The following is an 18,884-nucleotide window of genomic DNA, read 5'->3' as shown; positions in this document are numbered from 1 at the left end:
TGTAAAATAGAAAAAGCTAGCAAATGCTAGCTTTTTGTTTTATGATCTAACAGGTATGTTTTGTATTAAATCGATATACAAATTAACTTGTTTTTTTAAGTTTTTACGTTCGTAAATTGCATCTAGAAACCCATGTTCTAAAACAAATTCTGATTTTTGAAACCCTTCAGGTAAATCTTTACCTGTGGTGTCTTTTACTACTCTTGGTCCTGCAAAAGCAATTAATGCATTTGGTTCTGCAATGTTAATATCGCCTAACATGGCATAAGATGCTGTAGTACCTCCTGTTGTTGGGTCTGTGCATAATGAAATGTAAGGGATGTTAACTTCTGCTAATTGTGCTAATTTTGCAGATGTTTTAACTAATTGCATTAATGATAATGAAGCTTCCATCATTCTTGCTCCACCTGATTTTGAAATCATTAAAAAAGGAATCTTATTTTTTATTGAATAATCGATAGCTCTTGCTATTTTTTCTCCAACAACAGACCCCATTGATCCTCCAATAAAAGCAAAATCCATGGCTGCAATTACAATCTCTTTTCCTAAGGATAAACCTACTGCAGTTCTAACGGCATCTTTTAATTTTGTTTTTTCTTGGGCTGCTTTTAATCTGTCTGGATATTTTTTGGTGTCTTCAAATTTTAAAGGGTCTTTAGATGTAAGGTTTGCATCTAATTCTTTAAACTTGTTTTCGTCAAAAAACAATTCGAAATATTCTTTACTACCAATTCTTACATGGTATCCATCTTCTGGACTTACATACAAGTTTCTTTTTAATTCTTCTGTATCTATTATTTTTCCGCTAGGTGTTTTATACCACAACCCTTTTGGAGTGTCTTTTTTATCTTCTGTTGAAGTCTGTATTCCTTTATCCGTTCTTTTAAACCAAGCCATACTAGTTGTTTTGTTTTATGTTCTTTCTAATTTATCAAAAAATAAATTGGAAGCACAAATGTAAAAGTTTTTTATTTAAAGTACCCTTTTTGATGTCTAAAGTCATAAAAAAAAGCACTTTGATAGTATCAAAGTGCTCTTTTTTTCTATTTAAAATGATAACTTTTTATAAAGTATCAATGTTATTTAAGTCTGTAAAGGCTTGTTTTAAACGTGTTTTAAAAGTTTCTTCACCTTCACGTAACCATTTTCTTGGGTCGTAGTATTTTTTGTTTGGTTGGTCTGCTCCATCAGGATTACCAATTTGAGTTGCTAAATAAGCTGCTTTACTTTGCATGTAGTCTCTAATACCTTCTGTAAATGCAAATTGTAAGTCTGTATCAATATTCATTTTAACAACACCGTAACCAATTGCTTCTCTAATTTCTTCTAAAGTAGAACCAGATCCTCCGTGAAATACAAAATCGATATGATTTTCTTCTACACCATATTTTTTTGTAATAAATTCTTGAGAATTTTTTAAGATTTTTGGAGTTAATTTTACGTTTCCTGGTTTGTATACACCATGTACATTACCAAATGCTGCTGCAATTGTAAATTGAGGAGAAACTTTTAATAATTCTTCGTAAGCAAAAGCAACTTCTTCTGGTTGTGTGTATAGTTTAGAGTCATCTACATCAGAGTTGTCTACACCATCTTCTTCACCACCTGTAATACCTAATTCAATTTCTAAAGTCATACCCATTTTACTCATACGAGCTAAATATGTTTTACAAATTGCAATATTTTCTTCGATTGGTTCTTCAGATAAATCAATCATATGAGAACTATAAAGAGGTTTACCTGTTTCTTCAAAATGTTTTTCCGAAGCATCTAATAAACCGTCTATCCAAGGTAATAATTTTTTCGCACAGTGGTCTGTGTGTAAAATTACTGGTACTCCGTAAGCTACAGCTAATTCATGAATGTGTTTGGCTCCGGCAACAGCACCTGCAATAGCTGCTTTTTCTCCTTCGTTAGACAATCCTTTACCTGCATTAAATTGAGCTCCACCATTTGAGAACTGAATGATTACGGGTGCATTTAAATCTCTTGCTGTTTCTAAAACACCATTTATTGTGTCAGAACCAATAACATTTACTGCTGGTAATGCAAATCCTTTTTCTTTAGCTAGCTTAAAAATTTCTTGAACTTCTTTTCCTGTTGCTACTCCAGGTTTAATATTATGACTCATGGTTATTTTTTTTTATCATTAATTTACTCATCAAAAGTACTAAAAATACAGGTGAATATAAACATAAAATAACGAAAACGTTATAGGCTTTGTAGTAGATTTTAGAAGGGGTAGTTGATACCAATATTGTAAACGGCGTTGGCAAAGTTGTAGTTTTTAAACCATTTATTTCCAGTTAAATAAGGTTCGTATGTTTTAAAACCAACATCTAAGCGTAGTATTAAAAAATTAAAGTCTAACCTTGCGCCAAAACCAGAACCAATGGCAATATCTTTTAAAGATGATGAATTATTGAATTTCGATTTTTCATCAACAAAATCAGATCCGGTTATGTCCCATATATTTCCTGCATCTATAAATAAGGCTCCTTTTAGTTTGCTAACTACATCAAACCTATATTCTGCACTTGTTAAGAATTTAAGACTACCTACATTATATTCTAAACCCGTGTTGGTGCTTCCTGGGCCTAATTCGTATGTTTGCCATGCTCTAATATCGTTAGAGCCTCCTGCAAAGTAGCTTTTTGTAAAAGGAATATCTGAATTGTCGTAAGGAATTATTGCTCCTAAAAATGTTCTAAAACCTAAAACAGAGTTGTCACCAACGTCCCAAAATTGTTTGTACTCAAAGTCTGTTTTAAAGTATTGTGCCAAGGGGATATTTGCAAATGTTTTTTTATTATTTGCGTTTGTTTTTTTTGATAGTAGCCCTAATATATTTCCAGAATTTGCAACCCTAATTTTAAAAAATGAAAAATTATTATCGTTAAAGTTTGTTTGACTGTTAAATGTATAGGAATAGGCAAGAACAGGTATTAAGAAATCTGATGTTATAATATTATATCTGTTTAAGATATTTAAAGCAGTATTGTATTCGTCTGGATTTGTAGTTTTAAAACCTGTTGTGTTGTCGGCTACTTTACCCATAAAAGAAAGCGCCTCTGTTACTTGGTTGCTTAAATCGGACGAAAGTGGGTAATTTGTTGTAGTGTTATTAGCAATATCGTAAGCTTCTGCTACTTTGTTAAGGTTAGTAAACTCAGAACTGTAAATGTCAAAATAACTACCAATGTTTAAATTCTGAATGTACTGTGTGTTAAAAATTTCTAATTGAATTGTTTTTTTGGCGTTAAATTGCCATTTGTAATCGGTTAAAAACGTAAATGTTTGTCGGTCTAAACCAATATTTTTTTGAAAGCTAGATCCAATTGAAAATAAGGTTCTTGGAGACATTTCCTTAGGGACTAATTTATTTAAGCCAAAAGGAGCAATAAATCTTGGTATTTCTAAAGAAGCATCTACTCCGGCTTCCCAACCTGGGCCACTGTTAGAATTAAAATAAGAGCCTAAAAAAGAAAGTTTTAACAATTCGGCACCTCTAAAGGCATTTCTATTGGTTATAGAAAACTTGGCAGAAGAACCAATGTTTCTAATATTAGAATGTGTTATTTCTGTTTCGAAACCTAAAGTATATTTTTCTATAGGGGTTAAAAAAATATCCATTTTTAATTCATTGTCCGTTCCTGAAATTTGGCTGAACTTGATATTGGTAGATTTAAAGTTTTTAAGAGATTTTAAATGGTTTCTTGTTAAATTTCTTAATGTATCTTTATAGATGCTGCCTGGTTTTAAAAAAATAGATTGTGCTAAATATTTTGGATTGTATTTTAGCTTACGATATGCTGAAAAATTGATTCCTTTATAATTAATAGTATTAGATGGTGTTTCTCCTTTTTTTACAAAAGAATAATCTGTAAAAACATTTACCTTTGTTACTTTTTGTACTTTATATGGAGTGTTAATATAGGCTCCTTCTATTTCTTTTAATCTATTGCCTGATATTAAAAAATCTACATTTGTTTTATAATCTGTCCTTGTAGAGTCTACATAAAAACCAATTGCAGATTCTGTAAAATTATAAATACCATTATTTCTAAAAAGTTTTAAAACTCTACCAGCCTCGTTTCTAAATATTTTGTCATTGTATTGGTTGCCTGTTTTTAACAAAGAAGATGTGCTAGAATTGGTGTAAATAGAATCTAATACAGGAGATTCTATTTTAAAGTTTATACTGTCTAGTAGAGTAGGTCTGCCTCTTTTTATATTATAGGTTACAGTTGCTTTTTTGTGAAGAGAATCTTTATTTATTTTAGAGGTAACTTTAGATTTAAAATAACCTTGATTTTTGTAATACGTTAATAAATTATTTTCGGTATTTTTTATTTTTCTCTCGCTAATAATTGCGGGACCCTGGTAATTTAAAAACCATTTATTTAAGCCGATAAAAGATTTTGCGTATGCAATACTTTGTTTTTCTGAAAAAACATTTTTAATAAAATTATAAGAGCGAGGGTTTTTTTCACCCCATTCAGAGGGCGTTTTTGGCTTATTCGGGTTTCCTATATTATGAAAGTACAATCCTACAGGTAAATTTAGAAACTTCGAATTCGGTTTTTGAAGGATATATTTTTGAATATCGCTGCTTTTATTTCTAATGCTATCAACATAAATATAATTTTGAGTAAGCATGTGTTCATCTTCAGCTACATGCTTTGTAGAATTGCATGAAACTAAAATGAGTAAGAATAAAAATGATAAAGAAAGTTTTTTCATTAATTTAGCAGTGCTATCAATTTCAAAAATAGTATTTTTCGCCGGTTTATTTCCAATTACAATCAATTAATGACTATATCTAAAAATCAACTTAAGTTAATAACAAGTTTATCTCAAAAAAAGTATAGACTAAAGCATAAATTATTTATTGCTGAAGGGGTAAAAGTTGTGCAAGAACTCTTAAATTCTTCATTTGACCTTGAAACACTTTTTTGTACTCATGATTTTACTTTTGATGTTTCAGGTGGTGAGGTAGTACAGGTGTCTGAAACTGATTTAAAGAAAATTAGTAATCTAAAAACACCTAATAAAGTTTTAGGGATTTTTAAGATTCCTGATGAAAAACCTTTTACAAACAATGGTTTAATAGTTGCTTTAGATGCTATTAATGATCCGGGAAATCTAGGTACTATTATTCGCTTGTGCGATTGGTTTGGAGTTGATGAATTAATTTGCTCTAAAGATACGGTAGATTGTTACAATCAGAAAGTAGTGCAAGCAAGCATGGGGTCTTTAACAAGGGTTTCTATTCGCTATGTACATTTAACTGACTATTTGTCTGAAACGAATTTAGCTACTTTTATTGCGGACATGGATGGGGAAAATGTATATAAAGCAAATTTACCAAAAGATGGTATCTTAATTATGGGGAATGAAGCAAACGGTGTTTCTGAAGAAATAAAAACCTTAATTTCTCATAAAATATCTATTCCTAGATTTGGTAAGACTCAAGAAACAGAAAGTTTAAATGTTGCTACTGCAACGGCAATTTTATTGAGTGAGTTTAAACGTGGAGTATAGTATTTATGGATGCTATAATTTTAGGTTGAATAACTTGGTAACTATTTTTAAATTGTACAATTTTTTTTATTCAAAAGCAAGGGTTAGAAACACACCACGAGTTCCTAAATAATTTATGGGTGCCGTCCAAGGGCTATTAACATCTTTATCGTACTTTAATTCACTTGGTAGTGCAAATACACCTCTTATTGAAGGAGAGAATTTAAAGTAGTATAAGTAAATATCTATTCCCACGCCCACCTCATACATAAAGTTATGAGTCTTCATTCTAAATTGTCCTTGGGCATTATCGTCAGAGTTATTTTCGTTACTAGAAAAATTATAGTTATAAGAAACTCCTCCTAATACATAAGGTCTAATGTTTTTATACCTGTCTGTACTAAATTTAAATATTAAAGGTACATGTAAATAGGTAGAGCTAACGTCTCTAACGCTATCTAAAGGCACAGAGCTGTAGTTTTTTATATGATTAAAATAAATTTTCTTAGAATTGGTCATTAAACCTGGTTCTAAACGTAAGTTTAAATTTTTATGCAAACGCAAATCGGCAATTAACCCCACATTAAAACCAGCAGAAGTTTCAATTGTAATGTCTGCATCGGGTATTCCAGAATTTTTGTTGTAACTAAATTTAAAATCATTTTGGTTTAAGCCTAAATAAAAACCATAATGCAATGTTCTTTTATCAAAAGTAGGTAGGTATTCAACTTTTTCTCTTTGCGCATAAAAAGCAATAGAAGTTAAAAGGAAAAAACCGAATATTATAAATTTCTTACTCATCATTATTTACTTGCTGTATAAATTGTAGCTACCCCAAAAGTTACTGGTGTATCTTCTGTATGTGTAAACCCATTTTTTTGTAAAATATTGTTGAAAGCTTCGCCAAAAGGAAAAGAATTTGCAGTTTCTGATAAATATGAATACGCAACTTTATCTTTAGAAAACAATTTACCAACAACAGGTAAAAATAAATTAGTATATAATTTGTAGCCCTGTTTAAAAGGAAACTTGGTTGGGTTAGAGGTTTCTAAAATAACCAAAACACCTGTTGGTTTTAAAACTCTAGCTATTTCTTTAATTCCTTTCTCTAGATTTGCAAAATTACGAACGCCAAAAGAAACGGTAATCGCATCAAAAGTGTCGTTTGCAAACGGCATTTCTTCAGAATCGCCAACAATCATTTCTATTTTATCAGAAAGATTTTCTTTTGCAATTTTTTGTTTACCAACCTCTAGCATTCCTTCAGAAATATCTAAACCTACAATTCTGTCTGGATTTAAAGCAGCCATCATAATTGCTAAATCTCCAGTACCTGTAGCGATATCTAAAATTTGTTTTGGATTGTTTTGTCCAATAATTTTTACTACTTTTTTACGCCATTTAACATCAATCCCTAAAGAAATAACTCTGTTTAAACCATCGTAGTTTTCAGAAATATTATCAAACATTTGAGCAACTTGCTCTTTTTTTCCTAATGCTGAATTTTTATAAGGCTTGATTGTTTTCGACATATTTTTTATCCGTTAATTGCTACTACTTCGTTAATTTGATTTGGTAACATTTCTTTTAATAAACTTTCTATTCCGTTTTTTAAGGTAGCTGTAGATGATGGGCAACCGCTGCAAGCTCCTTGTAAAACTACACGTACCACCTTGTTTTCTTCGTCGTAAGAACGGAAAGCAATATTACCTCCATCACTAGCAACAGCAGGCTTAATGTATTCATCTAAAATGTCAGAAATTTGTGCAGAGATACCTTCTAGTTTTACTTCTGGTACTTCAACTTTATTTTCTGAACTTGGTTTTTCTTCTGATGGTAGTTCTTTAATAATGGTTTTTCCTGAAACTAAATATTCCCGGATAAAAGTTCTTACTTCTGTAAAAACCTCATTCCATTCTACCATATCATATTTGGTAACAGAAATGTAGTTATCAGAAATAAATACTTCTTTTACAAAAGGAAAGTTAAAAATAGCTTGCGCTAAAGGAGACGATTTGCTCGCTTCGTCTATATTTTTATATTCAACATCGGTTTGTGTTAAAGACTTATTACTTCCAAATTTCATAACTGAAGGATTTGGAGTAACCTCTGCATACACTTCAATTGCTTCTTTTTTAGAAGTTGGTGCTTCATTTACCACAACACCTTTATCGTTTAAATAAGCTTCTATTTGTTCTTTTACTTCTTCCTGAACATCTATCCACTCTAAAATATCGTAACGTTGTATCGCAATAAAATTAGCGGTAATAAAAATTTTCTTTACAAAAGGTAAATAAAATAATTGTTGTGCTAAAGGAGAGTTTTTAGCGTCGTCTATGTTGTTATACTCGTAACTACCTCCATTAATTAAAATTTGATTGGTATTAAATTTTATAATGGTATTGTTTGTAGTTTCTTGAATGGTAATTTTTATATCTTGTGTCATACTAAAAATTGAATTGCAAAATTAAGGGAAAAAAGGGAAATAGAATTGGTTTTGATATGATAAATAAAAATTCCGCTAAAAGAGTTGTTTTTTCTCTTTTAACGGAATAAAAATTTATAGGTAAAGCTTACAAGTTTAAAGTAACAGTAGCTGTAATTGTTTTATTGTCTATTTTTAATGATGCTGGGTCTACTGAGTCAAATCCAGAGTAGAAATTGTATAAGTTAGTCCTATTGTTATCACTAAAAGCAAAATCTAATTTAAAGCCACCAAAATTATAACCAGCCCCTAAAGAATAACCTTTTAGGTTGTTTTTACCTTCAGTGAATTTGCTTGGGTCTTGCTCGTATTTATAACCAGCTCTAACACTAGCTCTATCAAAACGCCATTCTGTACCTAAATTAAAAGAGTGTGTGTTTCTTAAATCATTTTCAAAAAATTGATTTTCATCAGTAAAATTGCTACCTTTCAATTTCATGTTTTGATAGCTTCTATTAATGTAATCTAAACTGATTAAACCATCTTTTCCAAAAATAAAAGCGGCACTTGCGGTTAATTTACTTGGTGTTTTTAATTTGTATAATAATTCTTGGGTTGGAAAGTATCCTCCAGAAGTGTTATCGTAAACGTCATTACTATTACTAACCGCTATTTCTGTATCTCCAAAAAAGGGGATTTCATTTATTCTATTACCCTCATTTTCTGTAATGTTTGTGCTTTCAATTATTTCTGAGTACCAAGTAGGAGTTTGGTAGGCAAGTCCAAATCTAAAATTTGAATTTACTTTGTAAATAAATCCTGCGTTAGCAGAAAAACCAGTTCCTATTGTTCTGTTTTCTTGATAATAATTTGCGTCTAAATCATTACCGTTGCCATCATTATTAAATTCTGTTAATAGTGATTGTTGACTAAAATCTAGGTCGTAAAAATTTAAACCTAAACCTAGGTACAATCTATTTTGATGCACAGAAGAAAAAGCAACATTAAATTCGGATATTTCTCCACCATAATTATTTGCAAAACGTTGTTCATCAGCAATATCATAAGATAGGGTAGGTGTGTTGTTATCTAAAGGAAAATCTCTAAATGTAGCGGTACCACTATTTCCTTGCGCTATAAAACTGTTTTCAAAATCTTTTGTAATTCTGTAGTTAAAACCAATGGCAAATTTACTCCAATCAGATTTGTAAGCACTATCAAAAACTAATACGGCTCCCGCATGAGAAAGATTAAAAAATTGATCTTTTGTTTTTAATGAATTTCCGTAATAGTTAGTATTTATATTTGTATTTCTAGAGTTAAACGTTCCAGAAAATGTGCTGTTTTGAAAAACGGCTATACCAGCAGGGTTTATGTTTATAGAAGATACATCGCCACCTAATGCACCAAAGGCACCACTCATAGATGTAAAACGCGCAGATCCATTATCATCATTTTGAGAAAATAAAACACCTAAATCTTGGTATCCTAAAGATTGGGCATAAGATGTAATAGAGACTATAAATAAGGTTGCTATTGTTATGATTTTTTTCATACTACTATTTGTTTGTAATTCTTTAAAGAGAAATAAGTGTTTTATTAACCTCTTCTTCTAGATGATGTTGAAGAACTTCTAGAACTACTTCTGCTAGGGGTACTTCTTGTTGATGAACTTCTTGTAGAAGATGATCTTGTAGAAGATGAACTTCTTGATGAAGGTGTGTAGGTACTGTTTCTGCTAGAGGAAGTGGTCGTGCTTCTTCTTGGAGAAGTACTTCTTGTTGTGCTTCTTGTAGAACTAGAACTTCTCGTTGTTGTTGGTCTACTTGTGCTTCTGGTAGAAGTGTTGGTGCTTCTTCTGTTTGTAGATGAATTAGCACTTCTAGAAGTAGAAGGTGTTGATGATCTTCTAACTACTACAACTTGTCTGTTGTTTTTAGTACTTGTATTGCTGTTTACACTAGCGCTATTTCTTCTTGTAGAAGAGCTATTTCTGGTACTTCTTGTAGGGTAGGTACTTCTTCTAGTAGTATTAGAGCTTCTTCTTGTGGTTGTAGAGCTTCTACTTGGTGTAGTGGTGCTGCTTCTCCTTCTAGATGTACTTGTAGGTTGTTTGCTTGTAGTTGTACTTCTTCTACTATTAGTTGTTGTACTACTTCTTCTACTTGTTGTACTTCTATTTCTTGAGTTAATAGTACTGTTTCTTCTATATGAACTATTACTTGTATTTCTTCTTCCGTAGTTATTGTTTCTGTAAGTATAATTGGCATATCTATTATTGTACCTGTAAGCATTTCTATAGCCATAATAATAAGGTTGATAATAATATGGTGTATAAAAACCTACATTCCAAGCATAATAATTATGGTAAGGGTGCCAATAAGGATTGTAATTCCAAGCGTAACCTCTGTAGTTCCAATTTCTGTATCCCCAAGTATCAAAAGTATTATAACCGTAGTAATTATTCCAATAAGGACTATCAATCACATTAACATTTACAACTACGTCATTGTTGTCATTTTGTCCCCAAGGTTGGTTTTGCTTATAGTTTAATGTTTCATCAATATCATCTTCATCAATATAAATAGTATCTACAGAATTGTATTCATCAACATCTGTAAAAACATCATTTGTACCTGAGTTCTCTAAACTATTTAGTTTGTTTAAAAAATAATTATCATTGTAGTCATCATATCCATCTTGGTCAACAACAATTACTTTTTTAGATTCTCTATGTACCGTTTCATCTCCATAGATACCATCATCATTAAATGTACTTTGATAAGTTCCGCAAGAAACCATTACTAAACTTGTGGTTAGTAAAATTAATAGTTGACTTAGGCTGAGATTTATATATGGTAGTTTCATGATGAATATATTTAGATGAATACTTATTTTATTACTTAAATGTAGTTAAAACTCTTTTAATTATAGTAGTTTTGTACTGTTTTTGTAAAATATAACTAATTTTTAACGAACATTTACACAATAAAGGTAACAATATTTGTGCCAAACTTTTGATTATGAGTAAACATTTAACGAAAAGAGCCGACGATTATTCTAAGTGGTATAACGAGTTAGTAGTAAAAGCAGATTTAGCTGAAAACTCTGCAGTTAGGGGTTGTATGGTTATTAAACCCTATGGTTTTGCCATTTGGGAAAAAATGCAAGCAGAACTAGATAGAATGTTTAAGGAAACAGGGCACGAGAATGCTTATTTTCCACTGTTTGTTCCTAAAAGTTTGTTTGAGGCGGAAGAAAAAAATGCCGAAGGTTTTGCTAAAGAATGTGCTGTTGTAACACATTACCGTTTGCAAAACGATCCTGACAATCCTGGTAAATTAAGAGTAGATCCAGAAGCTAAATTAGAAGAAGAATTGGTGGTAAGACCAACATCTGAAGCGATTATTTGGAATACTTATAAAGGATGGATTCAATCTTATAGAGATTTACCTTTATTAATTAACCAATGGGCAAATGTTGTACGTTGGGAAATGCGTACACGTTTATTTTTGCGTACAGCAGAATTTTTATGGCAAGAAGGGCATACAGCGCATGCAACAAAAGCAGAAGCAGTAAAAGAATCTAGACAAATGCAAGATGTCTATGCTACGTTTACAGAAAATTTTATGGCAATGCCAGTAATTAAAGGAGTAAAATCTGATAGCGAGCGTTTTGCAGGTGCAGAAGATACTTATACTATAGAGGCTTTAATGCAAGATGGTAAGGCTTTACAAGCAGGAACAAGTCATTTTTTAGGACAAAATTTCGCAAAAGCTTTTGATGTAAAGTTTACCTCTAAAGAAGGGAAACAAGAGTATGTTTGGGCAACTTCTTGGGGAGTGTCTACTCGTTTGATAGGTGGTTTAATTATGACGCATTCAGACGATTTAGGTTTGGTTTTACCTCCTAAGTTAGCGCCTATTCAAGTAGTAATTGTTCCTATTTATAAAGGAGAAGATCAATTAGAGGCTATTTCAGAGAAAATGAATGTAATTGTAAAAGAATTGCGTTTAAAAGGAATTTCTGTAAAGTTTGATACTAGAGATACTTATAGACCTGGAGCAAAATTTGCAGAGTATGAATTAAAAGGGGTACCTGTTAGAATAGCTATTGGTAACAGAGATTTAGAAAACGGAACTTTAGAAATTGCAAGAAGAGATACTTTAGAAAAGCAAACCGTTGCGCAAGATGATGCAGTTTCTTATATTGAAAATCTTTTAGAAGAAATTCAAGAGAACTTATTTAAAAAAGCAATCGATTTTAGAAAAGAACACACAACAGAGGTTGATACGTTTGACGAGTTTAAAAAAGCAATAAAAAATACAGGTGGTTTTGTTTCTGCCCATTGGGATGGTACAGAAGAAACTGAAGATAGAATAAAAGAATATACAAAAGCTACCATTAGATGTATACCTAATGATGCTAAAGAAGAAAAAGGTGTTTGCGTTTTAACAGGAAAACCGTCTTCTAAAAGGGTGCTTTTTGCAAAAGCGTATTAATTTTTGAAAAAAAAACATTTTTTTTTCAAAAACTATTGCAAGATATAAAAAACATTGTATATTTGCACCCGCAATTGAGTTATGCTTAATTGTTATGGTCCGTTCGTCTAGGGGTTAGGACGCATGGTTTTCATCCATGTAACACGGGTTCGATTCCCGTACGGACTACAAAGTTTTAATATAAAAAACTAAATAAATTAAGAATTATGGCAAATCATCAGTCAGCATTAAAGAGAATTAGAAGTAACGAGGCTAAAAGGTTGCGTAACAAATATCAGCATAAAACTACTCGTAATGCTGTTAGAGATTTACGTTCTGCAGAAGATAAAAAAGATGCAGAAACTAAATTAGGTAAAGTTATTTCTATGTTAGATAAGTTAGCTAAAAATAACATTATCCATAAAAATAAAGCGGCTAATTTAAAATCTAAATTAACAAAGCACGTTGCTGCAATGTAAGATTTTATTAGTTTAAAATTTAAAACTCTGAATTCATATTCAGAGTTTTTTTTTGCTTTAAATTTAAATAAACCTAACAAAGTTAGAGCGGTCTGGTTAAAACTCATTCCTATAGTTAATAACCTTTCTAAGTTCTGTTTTGATGTAGTTTGTATTTCTTTTAGTATTAAGATGTATTTTAAGTAGAGCTTTAGTTCTATTAAATTTATTTTGAAGACATTATTTGCTTTAGTCTTATATCGTAAATATTTATTCCTCTTTAATAATTTATCTAAAGTGTCTTTGTTTGATGATTCTGTTTGTAGTTTGGCTGCTATTTATAAATAGATTTATGGGTTAACTTATAACTATTTTATGTGTTTGTCTTTAATGTTAAAAAAGTTTTTTAAGGTTTAAGAGTTTCTCTAAATAGAAAATTATTGGTTAAATTTGTAGTGAATTTCTTCAGGGCAGAGTGTAATTCTCTACCGGCGGTAAAAGTCCGCGACTCCCTTAAAAAGGACTGATTTGGTGAAACTCCAAAACCGACAGTTAAAGTCTGGATGAGAGAAGAAAAGGTTTATTACTTAACTATACAATTGATGTAAATTAGTTGTGTATTGTATTGTTGTACACTTTGCTCAGAAGAATTAATATAAATACTTAAAAGTAGCAAAGATGAATAATTTAAATGCATTTGGAAAAAACAGCGTAGAAAGAGTTAATAATGCTGTTAAAAAATTACAAAAAGGTTTTGGAGTTTTACTTGTAGATGATGAAAACAGAGAAAATGAAGGTGATATTATTTTTTCTGCAGATAAAATGACGGAAAAGGACATGGCTTTAATGATCCGAGAATGTAGTGGTATAGTGTGTCTTTGTTTAACGGAAGATAAATGTAAAAGTCTAGATTTAAAACCAATGGTTATTGATAATACCAGTAAAAATCAAACGGCATTTACGGTATCAATAGAAGCAAAAGAAGGGGTTACTACAGGGGTATCTGCAAAAGACAGATTACAAACAATTAAAACAGCTATTTCAGAAAAAGCAAAACCAGAAGATTTATCACATCCAGGTCATGTATTTCCTTTATTGGCACAAAAAGAAGGTGTTTTTAAAAGAAGAGGTCATACAGAAGGAAGTATCGATTTAATGAAAATGGCAGGGTTAAGAGATGTTGCTGTTTTGTGTGAATTAACCAATGAAGACGGAACAATGTCTAGACTTCCGGAAATTTGTAATTTTGCAAACAAACAAAATATGAAGGTTGTTACCATTGAAGATATTTATCAATATAGAATGATGACTGAAAAAAAATGCAGAGTTATTTGAAATGGTAAATTAACAAAATACATTTATAGATTAACTTATAAAATAGATCCTTTAATGATTTGTTGTTTAATTAATAGAAAAATTAAAAAATATTTTATGTTTTTGTTTGGTATATCTAAAATGTATGTTATATTTGCAGCCGCTTAGGGCAATTAGCTCAGTTGGTTCAGAGCATCTCGTTTACACCGAGAGGGTCGGGGGTTCGAATCCCTCATTGCCCACCAAAGTAAAAATCCTTCACATTTTGTGAAGGATTTTTTGTTTTTAAATTTAATACTGCTGGCTTTAAGTACAAGTTGTTTGCTTTATTTGGCGAGTAATTTAATTACATTTTCTATTGGTCTTCTAAGAACAGCTTTATCTCCTTTAACAATAATTGGGCGTTCTATTAATTTAGGAAATTGCACCATTACATCTACCATTCTATTTATGATAATTTTTTTATTTACGGCTTACAATGGTAAATAATTGGAATTTTTAATCAACAAATTAACATCAACCGGGTTTCTCCCTTTTTTTCCTTTGGAGCTCTATGAAGACAAGGAAGTACTTTGCTTTCTGGATGATCGATGGCTAGTTTCCATAAATGACCTATGCCTAAATTAATTATTTGTGCCTCTGGTTTTGCTTGATAATGTAAATCAAAGAAAAATTCACTTAAAAAAGATTCAAAACCAGCATCATCTCCATCATATAATTTTTTGAGTTCTGTTCTTATTTCTGGAATCAGTATTTTCTGTGTGGCTTGTGCATTTGATAAAATATCACTTGCTTCACCATGATACGTGCATAAAAAAGTATCGGTTGGTATTGGTGATCGATCTACATGAAAAGAATATACATCGGTTGGTAAAAACGGAAAAGCATCATCTCTTTCATAGCATTTAATAAGATTAATTGTAGGAGATGCACCATGACTTTTTAACAACTGAAAGTCGTTTAAAAGAATAGTACGTGCCAATTGGCCTTCTTTACTCAATTGAAGTTCTAAAAGTGCTTCTGGAGTAAGTTCTGCCATGTTTTCTGAGATTGGTGCTTTTTTAACAATTTCAGAAAAATCACCCATTAAGTTACGGCTCCAACACATTGCATTTATTTGTCCTTGAAAAGGAATAGAAGCAAGGTCTTTAAAATTGCTAACCTGCTGAATTTGATTTTCTGGTAGGTCCAAATGAATCATATTATTTTAGAGCTTTGTGTTGATGTATAATTGTTTTAATTGATAAATTTTTACTTTAGAAATAAATTAACCTTGATACCTCTTTTAAAAAGAATAACAAATATTTTTCTAAAGCATCATTTTCTTTAGATTGAACGGTCATTAAAAAAGAAGATTTAAGTTCGATGGTATTATTATAAAGTGCTTCTTTTTCGTTTAAATCATTCCATAGATTATCCCAAAAAGCAATAACATCATTAGAGTTAGATTCAATTTTAGAAGCAGCATAAGCAGCTTTTAACCTTTCTTCGCAATTTATAAACCTACTTCTAGCATCACCAGTTTCAATAAAAAGTTTTTCTACCAAACCTAAAAGTTTTTCTTTATAGTATATTTCTTTGGCATTCATTTTTTTCTGAAACAAAATCATCATAGAAATAGCAGGAACAGTTACAGTGTCGCTAACACTTTCTTTACCTTCAAAATCAAAAGAATCTTTAATTACTGCAACTTTATAAGATTGGTTTAGCTCATAATTTATATCTCGATTTTGTCCGTTAAAAATTACCAATATTTTAGACCATGAGTCATTATTTGCATTGTTTTTTAGCAGATAAGAAACCAAACCATCGTCTATTTTTTTAAATTTTAAATTGTCTTGAACCTCCTTAGCTGTTGGCATTCTAAAAGCAGGATGCAGTTTTCTTAATTTAATAAGGTTTTTGTAGTAAGATAAAACATCAGCATTTACAATCTTTAAATTCCAATCAATTTCATTAATAGCATCAGGAGATTTGTATGAATTATGATCTCCTTTTTTAGTGCTCATTATTTCTGAACCCTCGTGTAAAAAAGGCGTGCCCTGAGAAGTCATTACAATGGCGGTAGACAATTTATGCATTGCCTTAATTTCTTCTGCAGAAGCATCTGGTCTAGATATTTTTAATTTATCGAATAAGGTAAAATTATCATGACAAGAAACATAATTAATTGCTTGCCAAGGTTGTTGAGCCCAGGGAGCTTTCGAATAATTTACGTATTCATAATTTACTTGTGGATGCTCTATGGCACCTACAATTCCGCATTTAATAGATTCTTCGGTAAATTTTGCACCACTAACAAAACCTGTACTTTCATCTTCAAAAACGGCTCCTTTTATAGCATCTCTAATATCATCAGAAAAAGCAGCAATTTGTGGCATTTGCGAAATATGTTTTTTTAAAGCACGCTTTTCTTCTGGTAGCGGAGAGCTACCACCAACCCAACCTTCACCATAGATAAGTGCATTGGGGTTTATTTTTTTTACTTCATTGGCAATTAAATTCATAGTTTCTATGTCGTGAATTGCCATTAAATCAAAACGAAAACCATCTAAATGATATTCCTCAGTCCAATATTTTACAGACTCAACCATAAATTTTTGAGTCATTTTTCTTTCTGAGGCAGTTTCATTACCACAACCCGATGCGTTAGAATAACTACCATCTTCATTAAATCGATAATAATAACCTGGGTTTTCTAAGTTAAAATTAGAGGTTTCTTTTACACCAGTATGATTATAGACAACATCTAAAACAACTCCGATACCTGCTTCATGAAAAGCCTGTACCATAGTTTTAAATTCGTTAATACGTACTTCTGCTTTAAAAGGATCTGTAGAAAAAGAACCTTCTGGAACATTGTAATTTTGAGGATCGTAGCCCCAATTAAATTGTGGGGTTTCTAAATGGGTTTCATCAATAGAATATTGATCAAAAGTAGGTAATAAGTGCACATGTGTAATTCCTAATCTTTTTATATGATCTATAGCGGTAGGTACATCTTGCGTACTTTTTACGCCTTTTTCAATCAGACCTAAATATTTACCTGGGTAGGATGAATTGGCTTCTTTTTGAATGGTTATATTTCGGATATGAAGTTCGTAAATAACCGCATGGTTTGGCACGTCTAATAACACATATTTGTCTTTCTCCCAATTTTTAGGGTTCGTTTTATCAGCATTTAAAACCATGGCTCTGTTTCCGTTTACACCAACTGCTTTAGCGTAAATTCCGGGAGTTTCATTTAACCAAGATCCATCAATGTAGGTTTGATACGTATAATAGGTTCCGTCTAAATCTCCGTCTATAGTTTTTAGCCAAATACCATTTTCTTGCTCAATTAAATCTACAGTGTCAAAAGCATCAGAATCATTACCTGTTTTATATAAATTTAGTTTTACAGCAGTTGCTTTAGGAGACCAAATTTTAAAAGTAGTTTTTTCTTTAGAGTAGTCTAACCAAAGACTTTTATCTGTTGTAGGGTATTCTTCAAAAGAAGAAAATTTTATAGAAGCTTGTTCCATTTCATATAAGATTGAAAGTAGAAAGTTCCTCTTTTTTTTTGAAACCTACAACAGAATCTGGATAAATATTTTAAAGGAATTTTTAAACTTTTTAAGTATTATTTAAAAAATAGAAGAAGTAGTTTTAGAGGTAAATTTCTCTAAAAACAACATTCCTTTATAAGAGTTTCCTTTGATGTTTAACTTCGGACTCCAAACGGCAATACAATATTGATCTGGATGAATGGCTACAATACCACCACCAACACCACTTTTTCCTGGTAAACCAACCCGAAAAGCAAACTCGCCAGATTCATCATAAAAACCACAAGTAAGTAAAATAGCGTTTATTCTTTTTGCTTGACTCATCGTAAGAACGCGCTCTCCTTTATGTGTTACAAAATGATCATCAGCTAAAAAAAGTACAGTTTTAGAAAGTTCTTTACAAGTCATTTCTAAAGAACACATATTAAAGTAAAAATCTAAGACCTCTTCTACATCATTTTTAATGTTGCCAAAAGATTTTATAAAATTACAAAGTGCCACATTTCTATATCCAGAACCTTTTTCTGAGAGTGCTACTTTCTCGTTATATTTTAAAGTAGAAATGTTAGAAATTTCTTTACAGAAGTCTAAAAAGTCTTCTTTTGGGTTTTTAAGGTGACTTACCAATACATCGCAAATTACAATTGCACCAGCGTTTATAAAAGGGTTTCTAGGTTTACCTAAATCGGCTTCTAATTGTAGTAAGGAGTTAAACGGATTTCCAGAAGGTTCCACATCTACTCTGTCCCATAATTTTCCGCCTTCAAATTTATACGCTAAGGTTAATGATAAGATTTTAGTAATACTTTGTACCGAAAACTTTTTGTTAAAATCGCCAACACCAAAAGATTCTTTATCAATAGTTGTAATATTTACACCAAAATTTTCAGGATCTACAAAGGCTAATTCAGGAATATAATTGGCTACTTTACCACTATGAGGTGTATTTTTTACTTCTAAATAAACGTCCTCAATTATTTTTTGATACTTCTCCATTCTTATTGATGTTCTTAGTAATCACAAACCTATTCTAAAATTATGTAAGAAACAACATAAAAAGACATCATAAAAAAAAGGAACTACATTGCTGTAATTCCTTTTGTAATTTATGAGATTCCTCAATCGCCTAAAAAGG

Annotated in this window: 16 protein-coding genes, 2 tRNA genes and 1 riboswitch; of the genes, 6 read left to right on the top strand and 12 right to left on the bottom strand. The window is 31.1% G+C overall.

Features of this window, described 5'->3' with window-relative positions:
- Positions 1-39: 39 nt before the first annotated feature.
- From accD to WG951_RS08220, 3 genes are all read right to left on the bottom strand, one after another.
- Entirely contained in the window at positions 40-897 is an 858-nt protein-coding gene (accD, locus tag WG951_RS08230) for an acetyl-CoA carboxylase, carboxyltransferase subunit beta (RefSeq protein WP_105050253.1), read from the bottom strand.
- A 166-nt stretch (positions 898-1,063) separates the two neighbouring features.
- Positions 1,064-2,131 (bottom strand): class II fructose-bisphosphate aldolase, encoded by a 1,068-nt coding sequence (gene fbaA / locus WG951_RS08225; protein WP_105050254.1) that lies wholly within the window; start codon positions 2,129-2,131, stop codon positions 1,064-1,066.
- Positions 2,132-2,232: 101 nt separating this feature from the next.
- On the bottom strand, positions 2,233-4,743 hold the full coding sequence (locus WG951_RS08220; RefSeq protein ID WP_105050636.1) for a BamA/TamA family outer membrane protein: 2,511 nt from the start codon (positions 4,741-4,743) through the stop codon (positions 2,233-2,235).
- A gap of 69 nt (positions 4,744-4,812) precedes the next feature.
- Between WG951_RS08220 and WG951_RS08215 the strand changes: the two genes are divergently transcribed.
- Positions 4,813-5,544: a TrmH family RNA methyltransferase gene (locus WG951_RS08215; RefSeq protein WP_105050255.1), complete on the top strand. Its 732-nt coding sequence runs from the start codon at positions 4,813-4,815 to the stop codon at positions 5,542-5,544.
- Between the two features lie 66 nt (positions 5,545-5,610).
- Here the strand turns inward: WG951_RS08215 and WG951_RS08210 are convergent, their stop codons facing one another.
- From WG951_RS08210 to WG951_RS08190, 5 genes are all read right to left on the bottom strand, one after another.
- Positions 5,611-6,327, bottom strand: a complete 717-nt coding sequence (locus WG951_RS08210) for a porin family protein (protein WP_245893549.1) — start codon at positions 6,325-6,327, stop codon at positions 5,611-5,613.
- Positions 6,327-7,055: a bifunctional demethylmenaquinone methyltransferase/2-methoxy-6-polyprenyl-1,4-benzoquinol methylase UbiE gene (gene ubiE, locus WG951_RS08205; RefSeq protein WP_105050257.1), complete on the bottom strand. Its 729-nt coding sequence runs from the start codon at positions 7,053-7,055 to the stop codon at positions 6,327-6,329. The genes WG951_RS08210 and ubiE overlap by 1 nt, the downstream gene beginning before the upstream one ends.
- A 5-nt stretch (positions 7,056-7,060) precedes the next feature.
- The gene (locus WG951_RS08200) at positions 7,061-7,969 is read right to left on the bottom strand and encodes a NifU family protein (protein WP_105050258.1); all 909 of its coding nucleotides are present in this window, start codon (positions 7,967-7,969) and stop codon (positions 7,061-7,063) included.
- Between the two features lie 127 nt (positions 7,970-8,096).
- Positions 8,097-9,503, bottom strand: coding sequence for an OmpP1/FadL family transporter (locus tag WG951_RS08195; RefSeq protein WP_105050259.1), 1,407 nt, complete (start codon positions 9,501-9,503; stop codon positions 8,097-8,099).
- A gap of 44 nt (positions 9,504-9,547) precedes the next feature.
- Positions 9,548-10,816 carry a hypothetical protein gene (locus tag WG951_RS08190; RefSeq protein WP_146105310.1) on the bottom strand — a complete coding sequence of 423 codons (1,269 nt, stop codon included), beginning with the start codon at positions 10,814-10,816 and terminating at the stop codon, positions 9,548-9,550.
- A gap of 155 nt (positions 10,817-10,971) precedes the next feature.
- On the opposite strand from WG951_RS08190, the gene proS reads away from it, so the two are divergent.
- The 5 genes from proS to WG951_RS08165 all read left to right on the top strand — a co-directional run bounded on the left by proS (position 10,972) and on the right by WG951_RS08165 (position 14,446).
- The gene (gene proS, locus WG951_RS08185; RefSeq protein ID WP_105050262.1) at positions 10,972-12,450 is read left to right on the top strand and encodes a proline--tRNA ligase; all 1,479 of its coding nucleotides are present in this window, start codon (positions 10,972-10,974) and stop codon (positions 12,448-12,450) included.
- A gap of 96 nt (positions 12,451-12,546) precedes the next feature.
- Positions 12,547-12,618: transfer RNA gene (locus WG951_RS08180), tRNA-Glu, on the top strand.
- Positions 12,619-12,656: 38 nt separating this feature from the next.
- Positions 12,657-12,908, top strand: coding sequence for a 30S ribosomal protein S20 (rpsT, locus tag WG951_RS08175; protein WP_105050263.1), 252 nt, complete (start codon positions 12,657-12,659; stop codon positions 12,906-12,908).
- Between the two features lie 436 nt (positions 12,909-13,344).
- Positions 13,345-13,466: riboswitch (FMN riboswitch) on the top strand.
- Between the two features lie 99 nt (positions 13,467-13,565).
- Positions 13,566-14,222, top strand: coding sequence for a 3,4-dihydroxy-2-butanone-4-phosphate synthase (gene ribB, locus WG951_RS08170; RefSeq protein WP_105050264.1), 657 nt, complete (start codon positions 13,566-13,568; stop codon positions 14,220-14,222).
- Positions 14,223-14,368: 146 nt separating this feature from the next.
- Positions 14,369-14,446: transfer RNA gene (locus WG951_RS08165), tRNA-Val, on the top strand.
- 81 nt (positions 14,447-14,527) lie between these two features.
- Here the strand turns inward: WG951_RS08165 and WG951_RS08160 are convergent.
- From WG951_RS08160 to WG951_RS08145, 4 genes are all read right to left on the bottom strand, one after another.
- Entirely contained in the window at positions 14,528-14,659 is a 132-nt protein-coding gene (locus WG951_RS08160) for an ArsC/Spx/MgsR family protein (RefSeq protein WP_317044741.1), read from the bottom strand.
- A 44-nt stretch (positions 14,660-14,703) separates the two neighbouring features.
- On the bottom strand, positions 14,704-15,402 hold the full coding sequence (locus tag WG951_RS08155; RefSeq protein WP_105050266.1) for a hypothetical protein: 699 nt from the start codon (positions 15,400-15,402) through the stop codon (positions 14,704-14,706).
- 55 nt (positions 15,403-15,457) lie between these two features.
- On the bottom strand, positions 15,458-17,725 hold the full coding sequence (gene pulA, locus WG951_RS08150; RefSeq protein ID WP_105050267.1) for a type I pullulanase: 2,268 nt from the start codon (positions 17,723-17,725) through the stop codon (positions 15,458-15,460).
- Between the two features lie 102 nt (positions 17,726-17,827).
- Positions 17,828-18,745 carry a glutaminase gene (locus tag WG951_RS08145; RefSeq protein WP_105050268.1) on the bottom strand — a complete coding sequence of 306 codons (918 nt, stop codon included), beginning with the start codon at positions 18,743-18,745 and terminating at the stop codon, positions 17,828-17,830.
- Positions 18,746-18,884 lie beyond the last annotated feature (139 nt).

Origin of the sequence: Polaribacter butkevichii (assembly GCF_038024105.1) — a bacterium.
GTDB classification, from domain to species: Bacteria; Bacteroidota; Bacteroidia; order Flavobacteriales; family Flavobacteriaceae; genus Polaribacter; species Polaribacter butkevichii.
This window is presented reverse-complemented; position numbering and strand designations above follow the sequence as displayed.